19 protein-coding genes are annotated in these 16,767 nt (G+C 69.3%); 14 read left to right on the forward strand and 5 right to left on the reverse strand.

All coding sequences use genetic code 11. The features are described from left to right. Window positions 1-165 precede the first annotated feature (165 nt). The 4 genes from AB0M51_RS13395 (at window position 166) to AB0M51_RS13410 (ending at window position 4,987) form a co-directional block, all read left to right on the forward strand. Window positions 166-855: an MBL fold metallo-hydrolase gene (locus AB0M51_RS13395; protein WP_344187540.1), complete on the forward strand. Its 690-nt coding sequence runs from the start codon at window positions 166-168 to the stop codon at window positions 853-855. Then, window positions 852-2,180: a histidine--tRNA ligase gene (gene hisS / locus AB0M51_RS13400; RefSeq protein WP_344187539.1), complete on the forward strand. Its 1,329-nt coding sequence runs from the start codon at window positions 852-854 to the stop codon at window positions 2,178-2,180. Before AB0M51_RS13395 ends, hisS begins: the two co-directional genes overlap by 4 nt. After that, complete coding sequence (gene aspS / locus AB0M51_RS13405; RefSeq protein ID WP_344187538.1) at window positions 2,177-3,946, forward strand: aspartate--tRNA ligase; 1,770 nt, start codon at window positions 2,177-2,179, stop codon at window positions 3,944-3,946. Before hisS ends, aspS begins: the two co-directional genes overlap by 4 nt. 99 nt (window positions 3,947-4,045) lie before the next feature. After that, a complete protein-coding gene (locus AB0M51_RS13410) occupies window positions 4,046-4,987 on the forward strand; it encodes a glycoside hydrolase family 19 protein (protein WP_344187537.1) in 942 nt (313 codons plus the stop codon). On the opposite strand, the gene AB0M51_RS13415 is transcribed toward AB0M51_RS13410, so the two are convergent. Continuing rightward, entirely contained in the window at window positions 4,955-5,368 is a 414-nt protein-coding gene (locus AB0M51_RS13415; RefSeq protein ID WP_344187536.1) for a nuclear transport factor 2 family protein, read from the reverse strand. The two genes, AB0M51_RS13410 and AB0M51_RS13415, sit on opposite strands and share 33 nt — an antisense overlap. Window positions 5,369-5,407: 39 nt before the next feature. Between AB0M51_RS13415 and AB0M51_RS13420 the strand changes: the two genes are divergently transcribed. Next, window positions 5,408-5,974, forward strand: a complete 567-nt coding sequence (locus AB0M51_RS13420) for a TetR family transcriptional regulator (RefSeq protein WP_344187535.1) — start codon at window positions 5,408-5,410, stop codon at window positions 5,972-5,974. A 39-nt stretch (window positions 5,975-6,013) separates the two neighbouring features. Here the strand turns inward: AB0M51_RS13420 and AB0M51_RS13425 are convergent, their stop codons facing one another. Then, window positions 6,014-6,706, reverse strand: coding sequence for a class I SAM-dependent methyltransferase (locus tag AB0M51_RS13425; RefSeq protein ID WP_363749423.1), 693 nt, complete (start codon window positions 6,704-6,706; stop codon window positions 6,014-6,016). Between the two features lie 74 nt (window positions 6,707-6,780). Between AB0M51_RS13425 and AB0M51_RS13430 the strand changes: the two genes are divergently transcribed. From AB0M51_RS13430 to AB0M51_RS13440, 3 genes are read left to right on the forward strand one after another with little or no spacing between them, the layout of a single operon-like run. Beyond that, entirely contained in the window at window positions 6,781-7,206 is a 426-nt protein-coding gene (locus AB0M51_RS13430) for an AraC family transcriptional regulator (RefSeq protein ID WP_344187533.1), read from the forward strand. A gap of 30 nt (window positions 7,207-7,236) precedes the next feature. Continuing rightward, complete coding sequence (locus tag AB0M51_RS13435) at window positions 7,237-7,662, forward strand: VOC family protein (RefSeq protein ID WP_344187532.1); 426 nt, start codon at window positions 7,237-7,239, stop codon at window positions 7,660-7,662. Between the two features lie 12 nt (window positions 7,663-7,674). Beyond that, window positions 7,675-8,028 carry a GntR family transcriptional regulator gene (locus AB0M51_RS13440; protein ID WP_344187531.1) on the forward strand — a complete coding sequence of 118 codons (354 nt, stop codon included), beginning with the start codon at window positions 7,675-7,677 and terminating at the stop codon, window positions 8,026-8,028. Between the two features lie 7 nt (window positions 8,029-8,035). On the opposite strand, the gene AB0M51_RS13445 is transcribed toward AB0M51_RS13440, so the two are convergent. Next, window positions 8,036-9,031: a HAMP domain-containing sensor histidine kinase gene (locus AB0M51_RS13445; RefSeq protein ID WP_344187530.1), complete on the reverse strand. Its 996-nt coding sequence runs from the start codon at window positions 9,029-9,031 to the stop codon at window positions 8,036-8,038. Continuing rightward, the gene (locus AB0M51_RS13450) at window positions 9,028-9,690 is read right to left on the reverse strand and encodes a response regulator transcription factor (RefSeq protein WP_344187529.1); all 663 of its coding nucleotides are present in this window, start codon (window positions 9,688-9,690) and stop codon (window positions 9,028-9,030) included. The genes AB0M51_RS13445 and AB0M51_RS13450 overlap by 4 nt, the downstream gene beginning before the upstream one ends. Window positions 9,691-9,796: 106 nt before the next feature. Between AB0M51_RS13450 and AB0M51_RS13455 the strand changes: the two genes are divergently transcribed. From AB0M51_RS13455 to AB0M51_RS13465, 3 genes are read left to right on the forward strand one after another with little or no spacing between them, the layout of a single operon-like run. Beyond that, window positions 9,797-10,696: an ATP-binding cassette domain-containing protein gene (locus tag AB0M51_RS13455; RefSeq protein WP_344187528.1), complete on the forward strand. Its 900-nt coding sequence runs from the start codon at window positions 9,797-9,799 to the stop codon at window positions 10,694-10,696. Beyond that, window positions 10,693-12,027 carry an ABC transporter permease subunit gene (locus tag AB0M51_RS13460; protein ID WP_344187527.1) on the forward strand — a complete coding sequence of 445 codons (1,335 nt, stop codon included), beginning with the start codon at window positions 10,693-10,695 and terminating at the stop codon, window positions 12,025-12,027. Before AB0M51_RS13455 ends, AB0M51_RS13460 begins: the two co-directional genes overlap by 4 nt. Then, window positions 12,024-12,587 (forward strand): ABC transporter permease, encoded by a 564-nt coding sequence (locus tag AB0M51_RS13465; protein ID WP_344187526.1) that lies wholly within the window; start codon window positions 12,024-12,026, stop codon window positions 12,585-12,587. Before AB0M51_RS13460 ends, AB0M51_RS13465 begins: the two co-directional genes overlap by 4 nt. Here the strand turns inward: AB0M51_RS13465 and AB0M51_RS13470 are convergent. Then, window positions 12,535-13,269 carry a class I SAM-dependent methyltransferase gene (locus AB0M51_RS13470; protein WP_363749424.1) on the reverse strand — a complete coding sequence of 245 codons (735 nt, stop codon included), beginning with the start codon at window positions 13,267-13,269 and terminating at the stop codon, window positions 12,535-12,537. The genes AB0M51_RS13465 and AB0M51_RS13470 overlap by 53 nt on opposite strands. 20 nt (window positions 13,270-13,289) lie before the next feature. Between AB0M51_RS13470 and AB0M51_RS13475 the strand changes: the two genes are divergently transcribed. The 3 genes from AB0M51_RS13475 to AB0M51_RS13485 all read left to right on the forward strand — a co-directional run bounded on the left by AB0M51_RS13475 (window position 13,290) and on the right by AB0M51_RS13485 (window position 16,688). After that, a complete protein-coding gene (locus AB0M51_RS13475; protein WP_363749425.1) occupies window positions 13,290-13,760 on the forward strand; it encodes a hypothetical protein in 471 nt (156 codons plus the stop codon). Window positions 13,761-13,839: 79 nt separating this feature from the next. Further along, window positions 13,840-15,912, forward strand: coding sequence for a M64 family metallopeptidase (locus AB0M51_RS13480; protein WP_344187524.1), 2,073 nt, complete (start codon window positions 13,840-13,842; stop codon window positions 15,910-15,912). A 179-nt stretch (window positions 15,913-16,091) separates the two neighbouring features. Next, window positions 16,092-16,688 carry a hypothetical protein gene (locus AB0M51_RS13485; RefSeq protein ID WP_344187523.1) on the forward strand — a complete coding sequence of 199 codons (597 nt, stop codon included), beginning with the start codon at window positions 16,092-16,094 and terminating at the stop codon, window positions 16,686-16,688. The last annotated feature ends 79 nt before the right edge of the window (window positions 16,689-16,767 follow it).

Genomic DNA, 16,767 nt, shown 5'->3' on the forward strand with positions numbered 1-16,767 from the left:
AGGCCCTGCCCGGGCGCGTCGAGCCGCATTCTCGACGCTTATCCCTGAACAATCACAAACTCCCAGCTCAGGCGCAACGGGGTTGGATCACAATCCGGTTCGATATCGGTGGATCCCGACCGGTAGCCTTGGTGGGTCCCGAACCCCGTTCCAGGAAGGTCTGTCGTGCTCATCGCCGGGTTCCCCGCGGGTGCGTGGGGTACGAACTGCTACGTCGTCGCCACCGGCCAGGGCGCGGAGTGCATCGTCGTCGACCCCGGGATGGAAGCAGCCGCGGGCGTCGAGCAGGTCGTCCGGGAGAACAAGCTGAAACCGGTCGCGGTGCTGCTCACACACGGTCACATCGACCACATGTTCTCGGTGCTCCCGGTCTGCGGCACGTACGACGCGACCGCCTGGATCCACCCCGACGACCGGCACCTGCTCGCGGACCCGATGGCCGGCGTCAGCCCGGAGACCGCCCGGATGCTGCTGGGCGGTGCGCACGAGTTCGCCGAGCCCGACGACGTGGCCGAGCTGAAGGACGGACAGTCCCTGGAGCTCGGGGGCCTGCGTTTCACCGTCGACCACACGCCCGGGCACACGAAGGGCTCGGTCACCTTCACCACGCCGTACGACGGGCCCGAAGAGGTGCCCGCGGTGCTGTTCTCCGGTGACGTGTTGTTCGCCGGGTCGATCGGCCGGACGGATCTGCCAGGCGGCGACCATCCGGCGATGCTGCATACCTTGGCCACCAAGATCCTGCCGATGCGCGACGAGATCGTCGTCCTGCCGGGTCATGGTGGCCAGACCACGATCGGCCGGGAGAAGGCGACCAACCCCTACTTGCAGGACCTGGAGATTCCACAGAAATGAGTAAGGTGACCCCGCTGAGCGGGTTCCCGGAGTTCTTGCCCAGTGACCGGATCGTCGAGCTGCAGTTCCTGGACACGATCCGCGAGACGTTCGAGCTGCACGGCTTCGCGTCGATCGAGACCCGTGCGGTCGAGCCGGTCGAGCGGCTGTCCAACCAGGGCGAGGACGCCGACAAGGAGATCTACGGCGTACGGCGGCTGGCCGCGAACGCGGACGAGGACGCGGCGCTCGGGTTGCACTTCGACCTGACCGTGCCGTTCGCGCGGTACGTGCTGGAGAACAGCGGCAAGCTGGTGTTCCCGTTCCGGCGCTACCAGATCCAGAAGGTGTGGCGCGGCGAGCGCCCGCAGGAGGGCCGGTACCGCGAGTTCACCCAGGCCGACGTCGACATCATCGACAGCGGCGAGCTGCCGTTCCACTACGAGGTCGAGCTCCCGCTGGTGGTCGCGGACGCGTTCCGCAAGCTGCCGATCCCGCCGTTCCGGATCCAGGTGAACACCCGGCAGATCCCCGAGGGCTTCTACCGCGGCCTCGGGATCGAGGACATCGTCGGCACGCTCCGGATCGTCGACAAGCTGGACAAGATCGGCCCGGACAAGGTGACCCAGCTGCTGACCGAAGCGGGGCTGTCCGCGGAGACGGCCAAGCAGGTGCTGCGGCTCGCCGAGATCTCCAGCACCGACGCGTCGTTCGCGGACCAGGTGCGGGCGCTCGGGGTGCAGCACGAGATCCTCGACGAGGGGCTCGAGCGGCTGTCGCAGATCATGACGGCGGCCAACGAGCACGCGCCCGGGCTGCTGGTCGCGGACCTGAAGATCGCCCGGGGGCTCGACTACTACACGGGCACGGTGTACGAGACCCAGCTGATCGGGGACGAGGGGTACGGGTCGATCTGCTCCGGCGGGCGGTACGACTCGCTCGCCTCCGACGGGAAGACGACGTACCCGGGGGTCGGGATCTCGATCGGTGTGTCCCGGTTGGTGCACCGGCTGATCAGCAAAGGTTTGCTGAAGGCGAGCCGGAGCACGCCGACGGCTGTGCTGATCGCGCTGAACTCCGAGGACGACAGGGCCGAGGCGATGCGGACAGCGATCCAGCTGCGCGCCAGGGGGATCGCCGTCGAGGTCGCGCCGGCTGCCGCGAAGTTCGGCAAGCAGATCAAGTTCGCCGACCGGCGGGGGATCCCGTTCGTCTGGTTCAGCACCGAGAACGGTCCTGAGGTGAAGGACATCCGCAGTGGCGAGCAGGTCGCGGCCGACGCCGCCACCTGGACCCCGTCCGTCGAAGACCTACGTCCAAGCATCATCACAGAGGAGAAGTCGTGATCCGTAACCGTTCCGCAGGTTCGCTGCGCGCATCCGACGCCGGCGAGACCGTCGTCCTGGCGGGCTGGGTGGCGCGGCGGCGCGATCACGGCGGCGTGGCGTTCATCGACCTGCGCGACTCGTCCGGCACGGTCCAGGTCGTCATCCGCGACGAGGACGCCGCGCACGGCCTGCGCTCGGAGTACTGCCTGAAGATCGTCGGCGAGGTGTCGCCGCGCCCGGAGGGCAACGCGAACCCGAACCTGCCGACCGGCGAGATCGAGGTGATCGCGACCGAGGTCGAGGTGCTGAACGAGGCGGCCCCGCTGCCGTTCCCGGTCGAGGAGCACCACGCGACCCCGGTGAACGAGGAGATCCGGCTCAAGTACCGCTACCTCGACCTGCGCCGACAGGGCCCGGGCTCGGCGATCCGCCTGCGCAGCAAGGTGAACCAGGCCGCGCGTGCGGTGCTCGCGGAGCACGACTTCGTCGAGATCGAGACGCCGACGCTGACCCGCTCCACGCCGGAGGGCGCCCGCGACTTCCTGGTCCCGGCCCGCCTGCAGCCCGGGTCGTGGTACGCGCTGCCGCAGTCGCCGCAGCTGTTCAAGCAGCTGCTGATGGTGGCCGGGATGGAGCGGTACTACCAGATCGCCCGCTGCTACCGGGACGAGGACTTCCGCGCGGACCGGCAGCCGGAGTTCACCCAGCTGGACATCGAGATGAGCTTCGTCGACCAGGACGACGTGATCGCGCTGGCCGAGGAGGTCCTGACCGCACTGTGGAAGCTCGTCGGGCACGACGTGCAGACCCCGATCCCGCGGATGACGTACGGCGAGGCGATGGCCCGGTTCGGCTCGGACAAGCCCGATCTGCGGATGGGCCTCGAGCTCGTCGAGTGCACGGAGTACTTCAAGGACACACCGTTCCGGGTGTTCCAGGCGCCGTACGTCGGCGCCGTCGTGATGCCGGGCGGTGCGGACCAGCCGCGCAAGCAGCTGGACGCGTGGCAGGAGTGGGCCAAGCAGCGCGGCGCTCGCGGGCTGGCCTATGTCCTGGTCGGACAGGACGGCGAACTGGCCGGTCCGGTCGCGAAGAACCTGTCCGAGGAGGAGCGCGCGGGCATCGCCGACCACGTCGGTGCGAAGCCAGGCGACTGCATCTTCTTCGCGGCGGGTCCGGTGAAGACGTCGCGGGCGCTGCTCGGCGCGGCCCGGCTGGAGATCGGCCGCCGCGGCGGTCTGATCGACGAGTCGGCCTGGTCGTTCGTGTGGGTCGTCGACGCGCCGCTGTTCGAGCCGGCCGACGAGGCGACCGCGGCCGGTGACGTCGCGGTCGGGTCCGGCGCCTGGACCGCCGTCCACCACGCCTTCACGTCGCCGAAGCCCGAGTCGCTGGAGACGTTCGACACCGACCCGGGCTCGGCGCTGGCGTACGCGTACGACATCGTCTGCAACGGCAACGAGATCGGCGGCGGCTCGATCCGTATCCATCGCGAGGACGTGCAGAAGCGGGTCTTCAAGGTGATGGGCCTGACCGACGAGGAGGCGACCGAGAAGTTCGGCTTCCTGCTCGACGCGTTCAAGTTCGGCGCGCCGCCGCACGGCGGGATCGCGTTCGGCTGGGACCGGATCACCGCGCTGCTGGCCGGTACGGAGTCGATCCGCGACGTGATCGCGTTCCCGAAGTCCGGCGGCGGATTCGACCCGCTGACCGCGGCGCCGGCCCCGATCACGCCGGAGCAGCGCAAGGAAGCGGGAGTGGACGCCAAACCCGACAAGGGTTGAGCAATCCGGGGTTTGGGAGGAAACTGGCCGTGTCGTGAAGATGCTTAGTTAGCTTTTCACGGCACCGCCCCCTTCTCCTACCGCCCCGGGAGTTGCTCGATGCGTCGCCTTCTTCTTGCACTGCTCGTAGGTTTCGGTCTCACCGTCGCCGCGGTCACCCCGGCCTCCGCGACCGGTTTCCAGACGTACGGCAGCGGCGTCAACGTCCGCGCCGACGCCTATCTGTCCTCCGCCGTGGTCCGCACGCTCGGCGGCCCGACCTCGATCGACGTCGACTGCCAGAAGCACGGCGACCGGGTCAGCACCGCGGACGGGACCAGCGAGTGGTGGGCGCACGTGCCCGCGCTCGGCGGGTACGTCACGGTCGTCTACATCGCGGTGCCCGAGGACAAGCTGCCCGGCGTACCGGAGTGCGGCGGCGACAACCCGCCGCCGGCCGGTGACGACATCACGCTGGCCGACGTACAGGCGATGTTCGGCAGCCGGATCGCGAACCCGTCGATCGTCGAGACCGGTCTGCCGTCGCTGAACCAGGCGATGAAGGACGCGCAGATCAACACGCCGTACCGGAAGGCCGCGTTCCTCGCGACGCTGGTGCACGAGTCGCGGCTGGAGTACAACATCCGCGAGATCGGCGACACCCGGCTGTACGGCGGCCGCGGGTACATCCAGCTGACCGGCGACTTCAACTACGGCCCGGCCGGCCAGTACTTCGGCATCGACCTGCTCGGCAACCCGGACCTCGCGCTGTCGCTGCAGTGGAGTGCGCCGATCGCCCGCTGGTACTGGACCGTTGCCCGGAACATCAATCCGTACGCCGACAACCTGGACATGGGCCGGGTGAACGCCGCGATCGGGTACCCGGCCGGCGCCGAGGACCAGCGGCGCTGCGACTCGTTCAAGAGCGCGCTGCAGTACCTCACCGGGTCGGTCCCGGCCGGCGTCATCTGCATCCGTCCGGCCGCGCTCAAGGGTGATACGAGCAAGCTCAGCCGGACCCAGTTCGATTCACTTGCCGAGCAGGGCGGGGGGCTGGGCTAGAGCGATATCCGTGAACTGCTCGGTGCGCAGCAAGCGGCCGTCCTCGGCGAGGGTGCTGAACGCGCGGATCTCGGTCACGATCGGGCTGCCCTTGCGCATGGTCGCGGTCAGCGTGTAGCGCGCGGCGGCATGGCCGTCGCCGACGACCGCGTCGTGCACCTCGACCTCGACGGCCGTCGCGCGTTTGCGGGCCGGGCGTACGTGGGCGATCAACCGCTGCCGATCGAGCGGGACTCCGTCGTTGACCATCAGGAAGTCCTCGCAGTGGTACCGATCGAACACGACCTCCGGTGGTTCGGAGCCGAAGGCGACGTCGACGGGGTACCGGGTCAGGTAGCCGACGAGATCGGCTTCGGTACGGATCGGGATTATCTTTGACATGTATGTCAAGGTAATCCCGATCCGCTAAAGTTGACAAGCATGTCCAGGAAAAAGCGCGAAGATGCCCAGGCGAACGCCGCGGGCATCGTCCGCGCCGCGGAGGAGTTGCTGGCCGCCGGCAAGGATCCGTCGCTGGCCGACATCGCCGCCCGCGCCGGGGTCAGCAGGCAGACGCTGTACGCGCACTTCGACCGCCGCAGCGACCTGTTCGACGTTCTCGTCGAGCGGTTGACGCTCGAGGTGGCGGCGCAGGTGGGTGGTACGCCGCTGCCGGTCGAGCCGCGGGCCGGAATCGCCGAGTGGGCAGCCAGGTCGTGGCGGGTGATCGAGGCGAATCCGGCGCTGCTGAACCCGGCGCTGTTCGCGCACCGGGAGAGTGGCGCGGATGGGGAGACGCATGCGCCGATCACCGGAGGGCTTCGGCAGGTGCTGCGGCGCGCAGCCGACGCGGGGTTGCTGGCGCCTGGGGCGACCGTCGACTGGCTCGTCGTGGCGGTGCTGTCCGTCGGTCACGCGGCGGCCGGTGAACTGGCGGCCGGCCGGATGGCCGCGGGCGCGGCCGGCGCCGCGTTCCAGGACGCCGCGGTGCGGCTGTGTCTCAGCTGAATCCCTCGCACCGGTCCCCGACTCGGGGAGCCGTCGCCTTCAGTCGGTCGTGGCTCGGTCGAGCCGTGCTCTGACCCACATCCGGTCGGGCGTGAGGTAGCCGCTGAGTTGCAGGCCGGCGTCCGCCAGTTGAGCGGTCAGTTCGTCCTCGGACAGGTACTTGGTGACAATCCGCTGCGACCATGAGCGGCCGTTCACGACGTGGGTCAGCGTCGCGGCCTGCGCACCGCCGGGCAGGTCCTCGACGTCGGCGATCACCAGCTTGCGGCGTTCGTTCTCGAGTACGGCGGGGGCGTGGCGGGCGATCTCCTGCTGGAGGCTGACCGACCCGCCGGGCCGGACGTGGTGCGCGCACGTCCGCAGCAGGCGGAGGCGCTCGGCGTCGTCGGCGACGTTGATCAGGAACGACATCATCAGCACCACGTCGAACCGGCGGTCCAGGCGCAGCTCGTCGATCGTGGAGCGGATCGTCTCGACCGCCGGTGATCCCTCCGCGACCCGCGCGAGCATCTCGGGAGCCTCGTCGACGGCGACGACCTGGTGCCCACGGGCGAGCAGCGGGCGGGTGATCCGCCCGGTCCCGCAGCCGAGCTCGAGGATGCTGCTGCCCGGCCCGATCGCGGCGTCGATCAGCTCGTCCTCGCCGTGCGCCGGCGTGACCTCGTACAGCTCGACCGCACTGCCGTCCCGCGTATGCGCGCCCGGCCCAGTACCGCCCTGTCCGACTCTCATACACCGCATGCTCCGAGCGGTGCTGCGACGCCGCCAGTCTTTCGGCACCGGCCGAAAGTACCTAGGGTTTCCTCGTGAGCGCAGTACCGACCGAGCTGTTGCCGCATCTGCGCCGGGCGCGCGACGTTGCCGATCGCAACTATGCGGAGCCGCTGGACCTCGCGGCCCTGGCGGCCGCCGCTGGGGTGTCGAAGTACCACTTCCTGCGCTGTTTCGCGGCGACGTACGACGAGACGCCGATGCAGTACCTGACCCGCCGCCGGATCGAGCGCGCGACGGACCTGCTCCGCGCGACGAACCTTACCGTGACCGAGGTGTGCGGTCTGGTCGGGTACTCCAGCCTCGGCTCGTTCTCCCAGCGCTTCACCGAGCTGGTCGGGATGCCGCCGGCGCAGTACCAGCGGACCCAGACCGGGGCGCGGATCCCGGGGTGTTTCGTGTTCATGCTGGGACTGAACTCCGCAATTCCGGAGAAGCCGGCCGCGGATCCGGAGGGCTAGCGTCGGTACCAACGACGTTTGGAGGAGCCTGTGATCACCAACATCAGTCTGGTGAGCGTGTTCGTGAACGATGTCGACGAGGCGAAGGTGTTCTACACCGAGAAGCTCGGGTTCGCGGTGAAGGACGACATCACGCTGCCCGAGTTTCGGTGGTGCACCGTGTACCACCCGAATCATCCGGAGCTGGAGCTACAGCTGGCGGTGCCTGGGCCGCCGCTCGACGAGGAGGGTACGGCGGCGATCAAGCGGATGATGGCGAAGGGGACGATGCACGGGTTCGGCATCGCCACCGACGACTGCCGCAAGACGTTCGCGGAGCTGACCGCGAAGGGGGTCGAGTTCATCCAGGAGCCGGCTGACCGTCCGTACGGTGTGGAGGCTGTCCTCCGGGACAATTCGGGCAACTGGCTGGTGCTGGTGGAGCAGAAGGCGTACTCGGCGGAGGACTTCTCCTGAGATGCTGGGCGGATGGACATCACGGTCGACCCGGTCGGGCTGACGCCGCCGTACGAGCAGGTGCGTTCTCAGATCGAGGCGCTGATCCGTGCCGGGGAGCTGGCGCGCGGGACCCGGCTGCCTACCGTGCGGCAGCTGTCGCTGGATCTCGGGCTCGCGGTCAACACGATCGCCCGGGCGTACAAGGAACTGGAGGCCGGCCAACTGGTCGAGACGCGTGGGCGGAACGGGACGTTCGTGCTGGCGTCCCGGAGCCAGATCAACGACGCCGCGACGCATACCGCGGCCGCCCAGCTGGCAGCGGCGGCGCACGAGGCGGGCATGTCGCTCGCTGAGGCGACCGCGATCCTTCAGAAGGCCTGGTAGCCGTCCTTCACCCGGCTTGGTAGCTGACGCGCAGGCCGCCGTTCGGGTCGGGCTGGATGGTCAGGTCGGCGCTGTGGGCGCGGGCGACGGCGGTGGCGATCGCCAGGCCGAGGCCGTGGCCGTCGGACTGGGCGCGCTGGAACGGTTCGGTCAGCGTCCGGAGCTCGTCGGACGGGATCTGGCGGCCGGTATTGGTGATGGTGAGGCGGCCGTCGGCGGTCGTGACGTGGACGGTTCCGCCGGGGAGGTTGTGCCGGATCGCGTTCACCAGCAGGTTCGTGATCAGGCTCGCGGTCAGCGGTACGTCGCCCGTGACAGCGGTCGGCGCCAGCGTGGTGCGGATGTCGACGTGGCGGGCGTCCGCATCGGGCTGATGCTCTTCGACGATCCGCGCGGTGAGGGCCGCCAGGTCGAAGGCTTCCCACCGGTCGATGCCGTCGTACCCGGTCGCGAGGGTGAGGAGAGCGTCGATCAGCTGTTCCTGTTGACGGTTGAGGTCGAGCAGTTCTTCACACGCGGATCGGAGCGCGTCCGGCGACGGATCGTCCAGGGCGAGCTGGAGAAGCGTCCGCTGCACGGTCAGCGGCGTACGCAGTTCGTGGGACGCGTTGGCGACGAACTGGCGCTGTGCGGTGAACGACTCGTGCAGCCGCCGCAGCAGGTCGTCCAGCGTGCCGGCGAGCTCGGTGAACTCGCGGTACCCGGGCGGCACGGTCAACCGGGTCTCCAGGTCCTGAGCGGACAGGCTCCGCGCGGACCGGGTGATCGCGTCGAGCGGACGCAGTGCCCGGCCCGCGATCAGCCACCCGACGGCGATCGAGACAACTGCCAGAAGTGCGAGCGCGACCCCGGCGTACCGCAGTACGTCGGAGAGGTTGCTGGAGGTGTTGCTGCCCTGGAACATGCCCAGCGCAACGACCGCGACGACAACGACGCAGCACGTGAACGCGAGCGCCGTGTGCAGCACCGCGAGCCTCATCCGGAGGCGGGGAAGCGCTGTCATGGCGCATCGATCCGATAGCCGCCCTCGCGGACGGTGTGGATCGCCGCCGGTTCCCCGAGCTTGCCGCGCAGTCGGCCGATCGTGGTCTTGACCGTCGTCGTGAACGGATCCGCCGCCTCGTCCCAGACGCGTTCGAGGAGCTCTTCGGCCGGTACGACGCGACCGGCGGCGGCCAGCAGATGTTCGAGGACCGCGAACTCTTTCGGGCTGAGGTCCAGCCGCCGCCCGGCGCGGAACGCGACCCGGCGGTTCGGGTCGAGGCTCAGGTCGCCGTTGTCGAGGACGGGGGGAAGCGCCGGCGCGGACCGGCGGCCGAGTGCCCGGACCCGGGCCACCAGCTCGGCGAGGTCGAACGGTTTCGGCAGGTAGTCGTCGGCGCCCAGCCCGAGCCCTTCGACCCGGTCGCGGACGGTTCCGGCCGCGGTCAGCATCAGGATCCGCGACGGCGAGCCGTCCGCCACGATCCGGCGGCAGACCTCGTCGCCGTGGACCTCGGGGAGATCCCGGTCCAGTACGACGACGTCGTACCGGGTGCTGATCATCCGGTCCAGCGCGTCCCGACCGTCGAGCGCGGTGTCGACCGCCATCGCCTCCCGGCGCAGACCGGTCGCGATCAGCCGGTTCAGCGTCCGGTGATCCTCCACCACGAGCACCCTCATCCGCACAGCTCCTCTCGGTGCACCAACGGTGCCGGGCACGCGGTGACAGCCAGGTGACAACGGAACGCACCGGGACGTCACCGCGGTCCGCGTACAAAACCATGCCATGACATCGATCGAGGTGAGCGGACTGCGGAAGCGGTACGGCGGAACGACCGCGCTGGACGGGATGACGTTCACGGCGCGTGCGGGACGGGTGACCGGGTTCGTAGGGCCTAACGGTGCTGGGAAGTCAACGACCATGCGCATCATCCTGGGGCTGCAGAGGGCGGACGCAGGGGAGGCGCTGGTCGGTGGGAGGCCGTATCGGTCGCTGCAGCACCCCCTGCGCTCGCTGGGCTCGTTGCTGGACGCATCTGCCCTGCACCCGGCCCGGAGCGGCCGGAACCACCTCCTGTGGCTCGCACAGACGCAGGGGCTCGGGCAGGGACGGGTCAACGAGGTGCTTGAGTTGGTAGGCCTGACGGGGGCAGGGCGGCGTACTGCCGGTGGCTACTCGTTGGGGATGCGGCAGCGGCTCGGGATCGCGGCTGCGCTGCTGGGCGATCCGCCGGCGATCATGCTGGACGAGCCGTTCAACGGGATGGACCCGGAAGGCATTGTCTGGCTGCGCGGCTTCCTGCGTGCGCTGGCCGAGCAGGGGCGGGCTGTGCTGGTGTCCAGCCACCTGATGAGCGAGCTGCAGGACATGGCCGACCACGTGGTGGTTGTGGGCCGCGGGCGGGTGTTAGCGGACAGCGGTGTGGCTGAGCTGATCGCGGCTGTCTCGGGAGATCGCGTACGGCTGCGGACGAGCGCCCCAGCGCAGGCGGCCGCAGTACTCGCCGCTGCGGGCGCTGAGGTGGCAGACGGCGTCGTACGCGGGCTCGGGGCCGAGGAGATCGTGGCTGTGCTCACCGGCCACGGTGTGCCGTTCTCGGAGCTCGCGCCGCACCGGGCGACGCTGGAGGACGCGTACCTGGAACTGACCGCCGGGTCGGTCGAGTACCGGGGAGCGACGGCGTGAACCTGTTGCGAGCGGAGTGGACCAAGTTCCGGTCGGTACCTGGCTGGGTGCGGGGGGTCCTGGTGGCCGGGCTGCTGATCCTGCTGCTTCCGGTAGCCGGCTTGGGCGGTGGGCCGGGGGAGAAGACGCCGCGCCCGAGCGGGCCGCCGGTCAACGACGCGTACTACTTCGTCGGCCGCCCCTTGACGGGCGACGGACAGCTCACCGTGGCCGTGAACAGGCTGACGTCCGAGCGGGACGGGCCGTGGTCGAAGGCGGGACTGATCCTACGGGCCGGTTCGCGGTACGCCGCGATCATGGTGACCGGGCAGCACGGCGTGCGGATGCAGCACGACTACTTCGCCGACAAGGCAGGGCCGGACGGTCGGTGGCTGCGGCTGACGCGCTCGGGCGACACGGTGACGGGTGAGGTGTCGGCCGACGGCACGCGATGGAGCGTGGTCGACCGGGTGCAGGGGCTGGGCGGTGTCGTGCAGGCGGGGTTGTTCGTTGCCTGTCCGTCGCGGATCAATGGTGTGAGCATCGCGGATGACACTGCGACCGCTGTCTTCAGTACGCCTCAGGTGTCGGGGGCCTGGCCGGACGCCAGCTGGTCCGGTTCGGGCCAGGGGAGCGCGGTCGGCTTCACGTTGAGCGGTAGCGGTGACATCGGGCCGGCAACGCGGAGCGACGTACCGACGGCGGCTGCTGCGGGGGATGTGCTGTTCGGGACGTTCCCGGCGTTGATCGTGATTGTTGTCGTGGGCACCTTGATGATCACCACGGAGTACCGGTACGGGTTGATCCGCAGCACCTTGAGCACTGGTGGTGGCCGCGTGCGCGTGCTGCTGGTGAAGGGCGTTGTGCTTGCTGGTGTGACGTTCGGGTGCACCCTTGTCGCCAGTGTGATCGCAGTGCCTGTGTGGTTGCGGGTGCTGCGCGGCCTTGGAGCGTACGTGTTCCCGGTGGGGTGGCTGGCCTTGCTGCGGATGGAGGTGGGCACGGCGGCGGTGCTGGCGATCACGGCTGTGCTGGCGTTGGGCGTAGGCGTGATCCTGCGACGTAGTGCGACGGCGGTGACGACTGTGGTGCTTGTGACGGTGTTGCCGTATCTCCTGGCGCTCACGCCGTTCCTGCCGCCTTCGTTGGCGTTGTGGGTTACCCGGTTCACCCCGGCCGCCGCGTTCGCCGTACAGCAGACGCTGGTGCGCTATCCGCAGGTCGACAGCGTTTACACGCCGGCGAACGGGTATTACCCGTTGTCTCCGTGGGCTGGTGTGGGTGTGCTGTGTGCGTACACCGTTGTCGCTCTGGGCGTTGCGACCGTTCTGCTGCGCCGGAGGGACGTGTGAGAGCCGAGTGGACCAAGCTGCGTACGACGAGCGGTGCGGCGTGGCTGCTAGCTGTTACGGCGATCGTCAGCGTTGGGTTGAGCGTTGCCGTGAAGACACCGTTGATTGGTGTGTACGCAGGCCAGGCGCCCGTTGCAGTGCTAGGCGTTCTGGTGGTGAGCGGCGAGTACAGCAACGGTCTGATCGGCACTACTCTCACCGCGGTCCCAAGCCGTGCTGCGGTGCTGGCAGCCAAGGCGACGGTTGTAGGTACTGCGGTCGCCGGAGCCGCCAGCATGCTCGCGCTGGCAGCCCTTATGGCGGGAGCGGCCCCTCACGCGACAGCCAGAGCAGTTGCCTACCTGACCCTCATCTCAGTCCTCAGCGTTGGGACAGCGGCCGTAGTCCACGACTCCGCTGTTGCCATCGGGTGCGTGCTCGGGTTGCTCTATGTCCCACCGGTCGTCGCTCCGCTCGTACCGCATGTGGTCGAAAAGCTCGCGCCGATGACAGCAAGCCTTCCGGTACTCACGTCCTGGGCTGCGGGGGCGCTGCTGTTGGGGACGCGGCTGTTGCGATGACGTTGCCGCCGTCCTGCGAGACGACATGCAGGCCGGCCCGCTCCAGCTCGGCACGGAGACCGTCGGCGCGCAGGTGGCGGCGATGCGGGAGGTACCAGGTTCCGTCGAGCCGGATCGCGTCCGGTGACTGCGCCGTGGTCTCCTGGTAGCAGATGCCGGTACGGGCGTCGTACCGGAACTCGCCGTCGTAGACCCGGTCCGGGTCGTACATGGCCGTCGACAACACGTAGTACCCGCCGGGTTTCAGGCGTTCGCGGACCGCGCGGAGGACGTTCTCCCGGTCGGCATCCGTGACGATCGACTGAAGGCAGTAGCTGTCGAGGACCACGTCGTACCGCTTGCTCCCAGGCGGCATGGCGCACACGTCCTGTACGCCGAAGTTCACCTCGAGGGCCCGCTCCGCCGCGAGTCGCCGGGCCATCGCGATCGCCTCCGGGATCAGGTCGATCGCGTCCACCCGAAAGCCCCGCGCCGCCAGGAAACACGCCGCCGGGCCGGTTCCGCACCCGTACTCCAGCACCTCACCACCCGGCACCAGCCGGCCGAGCGCACTCTCCAGGAACGCGCGGTTCGGGAACTCCTCGAACGTCCAGCTCTCCCCGAACAGGTCGTTCCACTGGGTGAGCCCGTCCTGCAGGAGCTGTCGGTAGGCGCTCCGATGCTCGGCGTAGTAGTACCTCACGGGCCCTACTATTGCTCGCCATGGACGACGAGATCGAGCGGATTAAGGCCGAGGTCGAGGACGCGACCTCCGACCCGGCCGCTCAGCAGGAGTGGATCCGGCAGTCCAACCTGACGTACGGCGGACTCGGCGCCGCGGGGCTCGTGGTGGTGCAGCCCTTCCTGACCGCGAAACCGCTGGACCTGACCGCGACGATCTGCGTGGTCGCGTTCGCGGTCTCGATCCCGCTACTGGCCGCCCTGCTGGTGCTCAACCTGCAGGAGGAGTACCGCCACCGGGTGAGCAGCTCGCGACTCGTGGCGTTCGCGAAGGCGATCGCGCAGGGGTCGGCGTTCGTCGGCATCGCCGCGGCGTTCTGGCACATCTCTGTGATCGCCGGGATCGTCTTCGTGCTGGTCGCGTTCTTCGCGGTCGGCGTCCACTCGTCCGGGTACATGCAGCTCGAGTACGACGGGACCTTCCGGTCGCGGTTCCCGCGCCGCAAGACCTGACCCCTGTATCACCGGCGCCACCACGACACTCCGCGAGTTAGGGGTGTTCGTTGGGGGCGCCGCTGTGTAAGGGGGAGTGATGGCTGACAGCATGACTGTGCTGCGGAAGGCAGGACCGCCCGGCGTGAAGCGGAACATCGCGGTGCTGGGGGACGGGTTCACCGCGCTGGATCAGGTCGCGTACAACAGCTGGGTGCAGACGACGCTCATCGACGGCGTCTTCGGGCACGACTACTACAGCGAGGACGCGTCGGCGTACAACATCTACCGGGTGAATCTGGAGTCTGTCGACTCCGGTGTCAGCACCCGGACGTACGACGAGCACGGCACGCCGACCGACCCGTCGGACGACACGATCTCGGCGGAGACGATCCACGACACCGCGCTCGGGATGATCTTCAGCGGGTCGTGGGCGCACTGCTGGCTCGAGTACGGGACGGACACCGAGGCGCGGATCCAGGCCGCGCTGAACAAGTGGGTACCGGACTGGAACGAGCTGCTCGTCGTACTCAACAACCCGAACTACGGCGGCTGCGGAGGCGGCGGCCGGGCGCACGTCCCGATGGGCGTGAACTGGACCGTGATCGCGCACGAGTTCGGCCACGGGATCGGCGGCTTCGCGGACGAGTACTCGGCCGGCGGCGCGTACACCGGCGGTGAGCAGGGCTGGATCAACCTGACCACGATCACCGACCGGGCGACCACCAAGTGGGCGAACCTGATCGCGCCGACCACGCCGCTGCCGACCGGCACCGGGTCCGCCGCGAACTACAACAACGGCCCGCGCCCGGCCGACTGGAACAGCGACACCGACGTCGGCCTGTTCGAGGGCGGCGGCACCAACGACACCGGCATCTACCGCCCGGTGGAGAACTGCCGGATGAACAGCAACACACCGGCGTACTGCCCGGTCTGCTACACCTCGATCAAGACCGCGCGCGACCACGAGACCGAGCACACGTTCCGCAACGCGTACGCCGGCCGCTTCTACGGCACCGGCCGCAGCGACCTGCTGCTGCACCACGGAACGTCGATCCAGCTGTTCCGCGCCGACGGCACGGCCCTCGAGCACAGCTTCAGCGCCGTCGAACGTGTCCCGGGCTCGTGGCAGTTCATGCCGAACGACCAGGTGTACGTCGGCGACTTCGACGGCGACGGTACCGACGAGGTCGCGATCTTCAACGGCGTCGACTGGGTGATGCCGTACCTCGGGCTGCTGAAGTCCGACGGCGCCGGCGGACTCCGGCTGGTCGCGCGCTACGACGGCGACATCCGCGGCTGGGGCGGCTTCGCCGCGCACGACCGGTTCCTGGTCGCCGACCTGAACGGCGACGGCCGCGACGACCTCGTCGTGGTGAACACCGACGACTGGTCGATGCCGTACGTCGGCCTGCTGCGCTCGACCGGCAACGGGTTCTGGGTCAGCCAGCGCTACGACGGCGACATCCCCGGGTGGGGCGGGCTGGCCCGGCACGACGAGTTCTTCGCCGGCGACCTGACCGGCAACGGCAGCGACGACCTGGTGATCTTCAACGGCGACGACTGGTCGATGGCGTACGTCGGCCTGTTCGGCGCGAGCGCCTCCGGGTACTCGATGATCCACCGGTACGACGGCGACATCCCCGGCTGGGGCGGTCTCGCGCAGCACGACCAGCTGATCCTCGGCGACTTCGACGGCGACGGCAAGTGCGACGTGTTCGTGTTCAACGGCCTGGACTGGTCGATGCCGTACCTCGGTCTGTTCCGGTCCACCGGGTCCGGGCTGGCGTACGCGCACCGGCACGACGGCGACGTACCGGGGTGGGACGGGCTGGCGCGGCACGACCAGTTCTTCGCCGCGGACATCGACGGCACCGGGCGCTGCGACCTGTGGGCGTGGAACGACCAGGACTGGTCGACGGAGTACCTGGGCCGGATGCTCAGCTCGGGCACCGAGCTGAAGGCCGACTACGTCGGTGACTGGGTCGGCGAGTGGAACCTCGGCGCGGCCGACCGGTTCGCGCCGGCCCGGATGACCGGGCGCAGCGGGCAGCCGCAGCTGTACGTCCACAACACCGACTGGTTCGGCGTGATCAACGGGCGCCGGGGGATCGCGCTCGACCGCATCTACTACCGCTGGATCCACAACTACCGCCACGGCCGGAACTGGTAAGGGGGCCGACGATGAAACACGCCAAAGGCACACAGACGGAACGGCCGGCAACGCGAGACCGCCGTCCGACCAAGACGCCGGCCGGAGAGACCCGACGGAGGCACGCCGCGGTACCACCGCACGCCGGCCCCACCAAGCCGGACCCGAAGCAGCCCCGTGCGGCCGCGGGTGGCCCGGATGTGAGCCGGGCGGCGAAGCCCGCGTTCAACCGGGAGGCGGCGAGCCGGGAGTCGGCGGAGCAGCAGCCGCCGGGCGGATACCCGGACCAGCAGGCCGCGCGCCCCCGCCGTACCGGCGCTCCGGCCGAGCAGTACGTCCGGCTCCGGATCCGGGTCCGCGGCGACCGCCTGACGGTCGTCGACAGCCACCTCGTCGACGGCCCGCTGGCCCAGTCGACGACGTTCCACGGCGCCAACGCGTACGAGGTCACGTACCAGGACCGGCTACTGCACGCCGGCACCGTCGCGGACCCGAACACGCAACGCTCGTTCCCGCTCCCCGAAGGCCCCGAGGGCCACCACGTCACACCGCGGGAGATCTACGAGTTCACCGCCCGCATCCCGGCGTCCGACGTCACGCCGGAGACCCGCACAGGCATCCACGTCCGCCTGCACCGCATCGACGAACCGACCACCACGGAGCACATGGGAGCCGCCCCGCTCGCCACCCAGTTCGAGGGCCGCCTCACCACGGTCGCCGAACTCACCGGCCTCCCCGAATCCGCCCTCCCGTCCGCCATCGAATCCCGCGGCGCCCGCACCGGCCAGGGCAACTGAACACATCCGACGGGGGCCGTGAACAGGGCACAGCTTGTTCGCGGTCCCTGTCGCCTGTCGCTATCCGACCCCCGCGCTG

This window comes from Kribbella sp. NPDC051137 (assembly GCF_040682535.1).
Taxonomy (GTDB): domain Bacteria; phylum Actinomycetota; class Actinomycetes; order Propionibacteriales; family Kribbellaceae; genus Kribbella; species Kribbella karoonensis.